The sequence below is a fragment of the Brevibacterium yomogidense genome, from assembly GCF_900163715.1.
Lineage (GTDB): Bacteria > Actinomycetota > Actinomycetes > Actinomycetales > Brevibacteriaceae > Brevibacterium > Brevibacterium yomogidense_A.
This window is the reverse complement of sequence record NZ_FWFF01000014.1, coordinates 197,956-206,153: the sequence shown is the minus strand read 5'-3', so window position 1 is coordinate 206,153 and position 8,198 is coordinate 197,956. Positions and strand designations below refer to the sequence as shown.

Genomic DNA, 8,198 nt, shown 5'->3' with positions numbered 1-8,198 from the left:
AACGACACGGGCGGATCCCCGGCACCTGGGTCTACACCCTCATCTGCGAAGAGCCGGTTAACCAGGATATAGAAACAATGGGATATGTTGAAGCCGAACTGATTGACTCAGAGTGGACCTTATACAACCAAAGGTTCTATGAGGACGGTGCGGGGTGCAATGAGATCCGCTAAGTTCCTCGTAGCAGTCACTTTAATGATCCTCCTGCCAATGCTCGCAACAATAAAAGTCAGCCCTCCAGCACAGTCGCTCTCAACAAACTCGGCAGGTCCGGACTGCGCACATCGTGGGAAGAACAAAATCGAATGTAGAGGCGACGGTGGAGGGAACAAACCACCTCCAAGACGGGACAACGGCGGGGGCGGCGGGAATGGCGGTGGAGACCGCGGCGACAGAGGTGGCGGCGGAGGACCTCGGACCGACCCCGATGGACCCGGGTCCTGGTGCGAGATTCCAGAGGGGCAGGAAGCGACCATATGCGAGCACGGCGATCCGGAGTCCGACCCGGACGGCGGCGGGGGCATAGCTCCCCCGATCCCGAGCGAGTCCGACTTCGCGTCCTTCGATATTCCGCCGTCGACTCCGCACGCCCTCCCCGTCGACTGGACGGTCATCGGCAAGTCCACCGCCTTCTGGGCGGACGCGAGCGTCAGGGAATTCTCCGCCGAACTGCTGGGCTTCCCGCTGCAGGTGCGTGCGACACCGATCGAGTTCCATTGGGACTTCGGCGACGGGAACTCCACATCCGCGAAATCTCCCGGCAGAGAGCCCAGCCACCCCCAGTACGGGTCCATCACTCATACGTACGGCGACAAAGGCGACCGCACCGTGACCCTCACGACCGTCTACACAGGCGAGTACAACTACGGCGGCGGCTGGAGCCCGATCGTGGGAACCGCCGCGGTCCAGAGCGACGGTCTGTCCATGACGGTCTACCGCTATCACACGTACCGCGTCGAGGATGACTGCAATGAGAACCCCTCCGGCACGGATTGCGCTGCAGGGTGAGTGCCCGGTGCGGCTGCTCCCCTATCAGGCAGTCGATCCGATCACGTAGTCGATGAGGGGCTCGTAGAACTGGGGCAGGACGTTGTCGTCCAGGGGGACGGCGACGTCGACCTGACCCTGCGCCTCGGCGACGAACAGCGCAGGATCATTGCAGTCTGCGTACCCCACCGTGCGCAGACCGGAGGTGCCGGCTCCTCCGGCCCATCCGTGATCCGCGACGACCAGGTCCGGTGTCCCCTCCCCCGTCGACTGCAGTGCCTCGAGCAGCGCGAGCATCGGCTCGGCGAAATGCGTGTGCGGCAGACCGCCGTGCTGATGCCAGACGTGCACGCGATCCATCCGCCGCACATCGCCGCCCACCGGGGCACTCACCCAGAGGGGTTCGGACCGCTCATCGACCCGGAGACCCGCGATCGTGGCTCCGCGCGACTCCGCCCACGCGGCCACCGCCTGGTGCACCGGCAGGAGCCCTGCCGGGTGGCCCGTCGCGAAGAGGATCGCCCCGCGCGCCTCCACGACCTCCAGCAGCACGGATCGCATCCGGTCCAGCGCGTCGATGCACTTCTCCGCAGAGATCGTGTCCACGCCTTCGACGAACCGTCGGTCATCGCTGATCCCGACTCTGCCGACCATGAGGTCGAACACCTCGTCCTCGGTCCACTCGCGCGAGAGTGAGACCCCGAAGTCGAACTGCCGCTCCTGTGCGAGGAACCGCCCGATGTGGGCCAGATTGTTCTCCCGCGGAGTCGCGACCCGACCGGTGATCCTCACAGCGTCGAGGTGCCGGGCCAGGACCGCGCGATCGGGTCTTACCCGCGGTGCGGACTCAGGCTGCGGCTGATTCATCGTCATCGAAGCGACTCCTTCTTCTCACTCTGCGACCTTCTCACTCGGCGATGTCGTCATTCATCGATCTGCAGTGCGTAGCAGGCGACAGCCGTCGCCGCGGCGACATTGAGGGAATCGACACCGTGCGCCATCGGTATGAGCACGGTCGCGTCGGCGGCATCGATGGTCGCCCGCCGCAGCCCGTCGCCCTCGGTGCCCATGACCAGCGCCACCTGCTCGGGTGCACCGGCGGCGAACTCCTTCAGCGGAACACTGTCCTCCTCGAGCGCGAGCGCGGCGACGGTGAAGCCGGTCTCCCGCAGCTCCCCCAGTCCGTGCGGCCATCGTGTGAAGCGGGCCCACGGCACTTGGAAGACCGTCCCCATCGACACGCGGATGGATCGCCGGTACAGGGGGTCGGCGCATTCGGGAGAGAGCAGGACAGCGTCGACGCCGAGGCCCGCCGCAGACCTGAAGATCGCACCCAGGTTCGTGTGGTCGACGACGTCCTCCACGACAACGACCCGTCGTGCGCCCGCCACGGCCTCGGCGACGGGCACCGGGTCGGGACGCTCCATGGATGCCAGCGCTCCCCGGTGCAGATGGAATCCGGTGATGCCCTCGATCCGTGCGTCCGATCCGATGAGGATCGGTGCGTCGCGCCTCCAGGTGCTGCTGAGCGTCTCCACCAGACGGGGGAACCACAGTCTGGTCATGAAGAACGACCTCGGCGTGTGCGACGCAGCGAGGGCACGGTTGATGATCTTGCTCGACTCCGCGATGTAGAGGCCGTTGGCGGCCTCCGTCGACGCGCGCAGCCGCACGTCGGTCAGCTGCGAGTACTCCGCCACGAGAGCAACTGTGTCTCGGGTACCGGCAGCGCACCCCGAACCGTCCGAACGCTCGTCGATGAACCGCAGCCGCTCGACGTCGATCCCCCACGTCTGCGCGAGGGCGAGGATCTCCTCATCCGTCGGTTCGGGCTTCTTCGGGGTGTTCACTGCCGCGTCCTCCAGATGCTCACGGGATCCTGCGGCCGATCACAGGGCGAGGATGCGCCAGAACGCCACGAGGCCCAGGACCACGATGATGACGCGCAGCAGGACGGGGCTGAGCTTCCGTGCCACGCGTGCACCGAAGTACCCGCCGAACAGCGATCCGATCGCGATGAGGAGCACCGCGAGCCAATGGATCCGATCGAAGCCGACGATCGTGTAGACCGTCGCAGACGTGATGTTCACGACGAGCACGAGCACGTTCTTCGCACCGTTGATCCGCTGCAGGCTGTCCGGCAGGACCAGCCCCAGCAGACCGACGAGGATGATCCCCTGCGCCGCGGCGAAGTACCCGCCGTAGATCGCAGTGAGGAACACGATGAGGGTGACCAGCATCCACCGACCGGGTGACAGGAGGCCCATGCCGGCGTCCGCGGGGACGACCGCGGCCGTCTCCGCCGACTCAGCCGCCTCGGCCGTCTCAGCGACCTCGGCGGTCTTCTTCCTCCGCAGGAAGCGCTGCACCATCGGCTGGAAGACCACCAGCAGCAGTGCCACCACGATGAGGACGGGGACGACCGACTCGAACGTGTCGTCCGGCAGCGTGAGGAGGAGGAACGCTCCCACCAGCGAGCCGATCAGTGACGCCGGCACCAGCTTGAGCAGCCGCTTGCCCTGCCCTCGGATCTCCTCGCGGTAGCCGAAGGACGACGCGACGCCTCCGGGGATCAGGCCGATCGCGTTGCTCATCGTCGCCGTGACGGGCGGGACCCCGAACGCGACGAGAGCGGGGAACGTGATGAGTGTGCCCGATCCCACGGCGGCATTGATGGCCCCGGCGCCGACCCCCGCGAGGAGGATGGCGATGATTTCGTAGATCTCCACGGATCAGTCGTGCGCGCGAGCGGTGAAGCGCCCGTCCTGCTCATCGAGGATGACGGGTACATCGAACGCGGCGGTGAGGTTCTCAGCGGTCAGCGCCTCACGCAGCGGGCCCGCGGACACGATGCCGCCGTCCCGCATCAGCAGAGCGTGCGTCACGCCCTGGGGGATCTCCTCGACGTGGTGGGTGACCATCATCGTCGTCGGCGCGCTGGGCGAGCCGAGGATCTCCGTCAGCGCCTGCAGGAGCTCCTCGCGACCGCCCAGGTCGAGGCCGCTGGCGGGCTCGTCGAGCAGGAGGAGCTCCGGGTCCGTCATGAGCGAGCGGGCGATCTGGGCGCGCTTGCGCTCCCCTTCGCTCAGGGTGCCGAACGGCCGGTGCGCGAGATCTCCGATTCGGAACGCGTGGAGCAGGTCCTCGGCACGCTGCACGTCCGATTCCTCGTACTCCTCGGTCCACCGGCCCAGCACTCCGTAGGCTGCGGTCAGCACGAGGTCCCGCACGATCTCCGAACCGGGGGTCTGCTGCGCGAGGTTCGACGAGGCGAAGCCGATGCGCGGTCGCAGCTCGAACACGTCGACCCGTCCCAGCGTCTCCTCGAGCAGGTTCACCGTGCCCGTGGTCGGGTGCATGCGCGCCCCGGCGAGCTGCAGGAGGGTCGTCTTGCCGGCACCGTTGGGCCCCAGGATGGCCCAGTGCTCGCCTTCGCGCACCGTCAGGCTGAGCTCCTCCAGGAGGATCGTCTGACCGCGACGGACACTGACCGAATCGAACTCCACCACTGCACTCATACCTGTCACCCTATACTTCCAGCGATGCTCACGACGACACCCCTCCTCCCCGTCCTCTTCGCCACCGCGGTCACTGCGCGGCTGGCGGAACGCACTGTCCCCGACGACGTGTCGGAGGCGTTCGTGTCCGCCGGCCTGCCGGTCCCGCTGATCGTGTCAGACACCGTGTTCGCGCCCCCTGCGGGGTCCGGCGCCGAGGTCCCTGCCGGCCTGCTGCTCTGGGCCGCCGGTCTGCGCCGTGCCGGAGCCGTGAGGGTCCGTGCCGAACCCGTCCACCCGTCGCTGCCGCTGCGGGTGCCGCGCCTGGACCGCGACGGACGCCGGGCGACGGCGCGCGCTTCTGCGCGGACCCGGGCGCTGTGCGTCGTCGAGGATGCGGACGGCGCAGCCCTTGCAGTCGCCGCGGTGGGTCTGGAGGGCGATGTCGTAGTCGTGCCCTGCGCACCGTCCGTGTTCACCACTGTCGACCACATCACCCCCGCCGAGGCCTCACGCCGCCTGCGCGAGTCCGTCATGCACGCGCTCGCGGCCGTCGAAGCGCACGGGCAGTCGTTCACGGACGCAGACTCAGAGCCCCTCGCGGACCTTCCCTGGCGCGACTGGCAGGCGGATCTGTCCGGAGACCACGACGACACGCAGCACGCGGCGCTCGCACTCCTCACGGGCGATCACGATGCGGCCCGCAGCCTCCACACGGCGCTGCACGTGCACGGGAGCCTGTCCTCGCTCGCGGTGCCGGCCCAGACGGGCGGTCCGGTGGTCGGCCCGGCACTCGCCGAGGTCCACAGCGCGGCGGCCCGGGTCATCACCGCGCTCACTCGGCTTAGGATCGAATCATGACTGATCAGGGCCTGCTCGTGTTCGACGTCGACTCCACGTTCATCGAGGAGGAGGTCATCGAGCTGCTCGCCGACGCGACGGGCAGACGCGACGAGGTCGCTGCGGTGACGGAGCGTGCGATGCGCGGAGAGCTGGACTTCTCCCAGAGCCTCCGGGAGCGGGTGGCGGTCCTCGAGGGCCTGCCGGTCAGCGTCTTCGCCGATGCCGCGGCCGCGGTCACGCTGACGCGCGGTGCTCGCAAGGTCGTCGCCGCGGCTGCGGCGTCAGGCTGGGCGGTGGCACTCCTGTCCGGGGGCTTCACCGCTGTCATCGAACAGGTGACGCGGGGAATGGAGATCGACGAGGTGCGTGCGAACCACCTCGAGACCCGCGCGGAGGGCGGCACCGAGGTCCTCACGGGTCACGTCCTGGGTGAGATCGTCGACCGCGCCGGCAAGGCCCGTCATCTGCAGAGTATCGCCCGCGCGCGCGGCATCGACGTATCGCGCACGATCGCCGTGGGCGACGGTGCCAACGACATCGACATGCTCGAGGCGGCCGCGGTGGGCGTCGCCTTCTGCGCGAAGCCGGCTCTGCGCCCCCACGCGGACGTCATCGTCGATGAGCGCGACCTCATGACGGTGTGGCAGCAGGCCCGACGCGCACTCCGACGGTGACGCGCACTCCTCACTCCTTGAAGTGACGGATGAGCTCCGGCCGCCCCGCGCCGGCGACGTGCGGCGCGTTCAGGTCGTCCCACGACTCCAGGCGGAACACAGCGATGGAGCTCGGCGGGAACCGCGGCACCTGCCCGGAGGCACCGCCGTCGGTCACGTGCGCGACGACAGCGCTCACGGTCGGCTCGTGTCCGACGATGACGGCTCCGGCGGCATCGGCCGGGATCGCGGCCATCGCATCGGCCCAGGCATCCACCCAGCCGCTGTAGAGCGATGGATCCTTCACCACAGCGGCAGGTGCCGCACCCAGACCGCTCGCGATGGCCTCGGCGGTGGCGACTGTGCGGACCGCTGAGGAGGCGATGACCGTGTCGATCGCGGGTGCGAGGGACGCCAGGTGCTCCCCCATCCGGCGGGCCTGCGCCTGACCGGCGTCGCTGAGGGGCCGGTCGAAGTCGTCGGTTCCGGCCTCGGCTGCGGGGATGGTATGCGCGTGGCGGGCGAGTACGAGAAGAGGCATGCTCTCACCGTACCCGCCCGCCACGGGGGTCAGGCGCCGGTCGCGTGCAGACCGCCGTCGACGTGGACCATCTCACCGGTCGTCGCCGGGAACCAGTCGGACAGCAGGGCGACGATCGCCTTGCCCGCGGGCTCCGTGTCCGTCTGGTCCCAGCCCAGCGGTGCGCGCTGGCCCCAGACGTCTTCGAACGCCTCGAAGCCGGGGATGGACTTCGCCGCGGTCGTCTTGAGCGGACCGGCGGACACGAGGTTCACGCGCACGCCGTCGGCACCCATGTACTTCGCGAGGTAGCGGGAGGTCGATTCGAGAGCGGCCTTGGCCACGCCCATCCAGTCATACGCCGGCCAGGCGATCCGCGCATCGAACGTGAGCCCGACGATGCCCGCACCCTCGTTGAGCACGGGACGAGCCGCGACCGCGATCGACTTCAGCGAGTACGCGGAGACGTGGAACGCATTGGATGCGGATTCGAAGGGGGTGTCGAGGAAGACGCCGCCCAGTGCGTCCTTCGGTGCGAAGGCGATCGCGTGGACGATGCCGTCGATGTTCCCGCCCAGGCGCTCGGGCAGCGCGGCGAGGTCGTCGTCGTTCGTCGCGTCGAGCTCGATGACCTGAGCCGTCTGCGGGAGGCGCTCCGCGATGACCGAGGTGATCTTCATCTGGCGGCCGAACGAGGAGAGGATGACCTCCGCTCCCTGCTCCTGTGCGAGGCGGGCCGCGGCGAAGGCGATCGACGCCTCCGTGAGCACGCCGGTGATGAGGATGCGCTTACCGTCGAGGATTCCCATAGGTGGGCCTTTCTGATCAGAGGGTGTCGAGGGCGACGTCTGCCGTCGAAGAATCGTGCGAAGAGTCGTGTGGGTCAGTGTCCCATGCCCAGGCCGCCGTCGACCGGGATGACGGCACCGGAGATGTACGCGGCCTCGTCCGAGGCGATCCAGCGGACCACCTTGGCGACCTCGTCCGGCTCCGCGAAGCGCTTCGCCGGGATCTGCTGCAGGTACTCCTTCTGCTGCTTCTCCGGCAGCTCGTCCGTCATGTCGGTGCGGACGAAGCCCGGCGCGACGACATTGGCGGTGATGCCGCGGGAGCCGACCTCGCGCGTGATCGACCGGGCGAGGCCCACGAGCCCCGCCTTCGACGAGGAGTAGTTCGACTGCCCGGCCACTCCGTAGAGCCCGGAGACCGAGGAGATGAGCACGATGCGGCCGTACTTCGCGCGGATCATGTTCGTGATCGCGCGGCGGGCCGTGCGGTAGGCGCCGCCCAAGTTTGTGTCGATCACGGAGGTGAACTCGTCATCCGTCATGCGCATGAGGAGGTTGTCCGCGGTGATGCCCGCGTTCGCGACGATGATCTCGACCGGGCCCAGCTCCGCTTCGACGGTGGTGAACGCCTGATCGAGCGAGTCCGCATCGGTCACGTCCGCCGCGACGGCGAGTGCCCCGTCCGGCGCGTCGCCGCTGCGCGAGGTGACCGCGACCCGGTGGCCGGTGGCGATCATCTGCTCCGCGATCGTCCGTCCGATGCCGCGATTGCCGCCGGTCACGAGCACGACGCGAGGTGTCACGGCGGCCTCTGGAGCACTCGGGGTGGTCTGGGTCATTGTCATCTCTCCTGGGCAGGTCGAGCTGAGCCGCAGAGATCACACGGTCTGCGGGGTGGGCATGAACAGGG

The 8,198-nt window shown here is 68.4% G+C and carries 10 protein-coding genes; 3 read left to right on the top strand and 7 right to left on the bottom strand.

Features of this window, described 5'->3' with window-relative positions; translation table 11 throughout:
* The first annotated feature begins 195 nt into the window (after positions 1-195).
* Positions 196-1,008 carry a PKD domain-containing protein gene (locus FM105_RS14540; protein ID WP_143275853.1) on the top strand — a complete coding sequence of 271 codons (813 nt, stop codon included), beginning with the start codon at positions 196-198 and terminating at the stop codon, positions 1,006-1,008.
* A gap of 24 nt (positions 1,009-1,032) precedes the next feature.
* Here the strand turns inward: FM105_RS14540 and FM105_RS08890 are convergent, their stop codons facing one another.
* Genes FM105_RS08890 through FM105_RS08875 form a run of 4 tightly spaced genes read right to left on the bottom strand, consistent with a single transcriptional unit; the run spans position 1,033 to position 4,505 of the window.
* Positions 1,033-1,860 (bottom strand): phosphatase, encoded by an 828-nt coding sequence (locus FM105_RS08890; protein ID WP_256970311.1) that lies wholly within the window; start codon positions 1,858-1,860, stop codon positions 1,033-1,035.
* A gap of 50 nt (positions 1,861-1,910) precedes the next feature.
* Positions 1,911-2,837: a TrmH family RNA methyltransferase gene (locus FM105_RS08885; protein ID WP_087007405.1), complete on the bottom strand. Its 927-nt coding sequence runs from the start codon at positions 2,835-2,837 to the stop codon at positions 1,911-1,913.
* 39 nt (positions 2,838-2,876) lie between these two features.
* Positions 2,877-3,716 (bottom strand): sulfite exporter TauE/SafE family protein, encoded by an 840-nt coding sequence (locus FM105_RS08880; protein WP_087007403.1) that lies wholly within the window; start codon positions 3,714-3,716, stop codon positions 2,877-2,879.
* A 3-nt stretch (positions 3,717-3,719) separates the two neighbouring features.
* Positions 3,720-4,505 carry an ABC transporter ATP-binding protein gene (locus FM105_RS08875; RefSeq protein WP_087007401.1) on the bottom strand — a complete coding sequence of 262 codons (786 nt, stop codon included), beginning with the start codon at positions 4,503-4,505 and terminating at the stop codon, positions 3,720-3,722.
* A 24-nt stretch (positions 4,506-4,529) separates the two neighbouring features.
* On the opposite strand from FM105_RS08875, the gene FM105_RS08870 reads away from it, so the two are divergent.
* Both FM105_RS08870 and serB read left to right on the top strand, forming a co-directional pair.
* Positions 4,530-5,345: a hypothetical protein gene (locus FM105_RS08870; protein ID WP_087007399.1), complete on the top strand. Its 816-nt coding sequence runs from the start codon at positions 4,530-4,532 to the stop codon at positions 5,343-5,345.
* Positions 5,342-6,001 (top strand): phosphoserine phosphatase SerB, encoded by a 660-nt coding sequence (gene serB, locus FM105_RS08865; protein ID WP_087007397.1) that lies wholly within the window; start codon positions 5,342-5,344, stop codon positions 5,999-6,001. Before FM105_RS08870 ends, serB begins: the two co-directional genes overlap by 4 nt.
* A gap of 10 nt (positions 6,002-6,011) precedes the next feature.
* Here serB and FM105_RS08860 read toward each other — a convergent pair whose 3' ends face one another.
* The 3 genes from FM105_RS08860 to fabG form a co-directional block, all read right to left on the bottom strand.
* Entirely contained in the window at positions 6,012-6,521 is a 510-nt protein-coding gene (locus FM105_RS08860; protein ID WP_143275852.1) for a SixA phosphatase family protein, read from the bottom strand.
* 29 nt (positions 6,522-6,550) lie between these two features.
* Positions 6,551-7,309 carry an enoyl-ACP reductase FabI gene (gene fabI / locus FM105_RS08855; RefSeq protein WP_087007393.1) on the bottom strand — a complete coding sequence of 253 codons (759 nt, stop codon included), beginning with the start codon at positions 7,307-7,309 and terminating at the stop codon, positions 6,551-6,553.
* Between the two features lie 74 nt (positions 7,310-7,383).
* The gene (gene fabG / locus FM105_RS08850; protein ID WP_087007391.1) at positions 7,384-8,127 is read right to left on the bottom strand and encodes a 3-oxoacyl-ACP reductase FabG; all 744 of its coding nucleotides are present in this window, start codon (positions 8,125-8,127) and stop codon (positions 7,384-7,386) included.
* Between the last annotated feature and the right edge of the window lie 71 nt (positions 8,128-8,198).

Coding starts and splice junctions, on each gene's coding strand:
- FM105_RS08890 (WP_256970311.1), bottom strand. CDS start 1,860: ATGACGATGAATCAGCCGCAGCCTGAGTCCGCACCGCGGGTAAGACCC.
- FM105_RS08870 (WP_087007399.1), top strand. CDS start 4,530: ATGCTCACGACGACACCCCTCCTCCCCGTCCTCTTCGCCACCGCGGTC.
- serB (WP_087007397.1), top strand. CDS start 5,342: ATGACTGATCAGGGCCTGCTCGTGTTCGACGTCGACTCCACGTTCATC.
- fabI (WP_087007393.1), bottom strand. CDS start 7,309: ATGGGAATCCTCGACGGTAAGCGCATCCTCATCACCGGCGTGCTCACG.
- FM105_RS08875 (WP_087007401.1), bottom strand. CDS start 4,505: ATGAGTGCAGTGGTGGAGTTCGATTCGGTCAGTGTCCGTCGCGGTCAG.
- FM105_RS14540 (WP_143275853.1), top strand. CDS start 196: ATGATCCTCCTGCCAATGCTCGCAACAATAAAAGTCAGCCCTCCAGCA.
- fabG (WP_087007391.1), bottom strand. CDS start 8,127: ATGACCCAGACCACCCCGAGTGCTCCAGAGGCCGCCGTGACACCTCGC.
- FM105_RS08860 (WP_143275852.1), bottom strand. CDS start 6,521: ATGCCTCTTCTCGTACTCGCCCGCCACGCGCATACCATCCCCGCAGCC.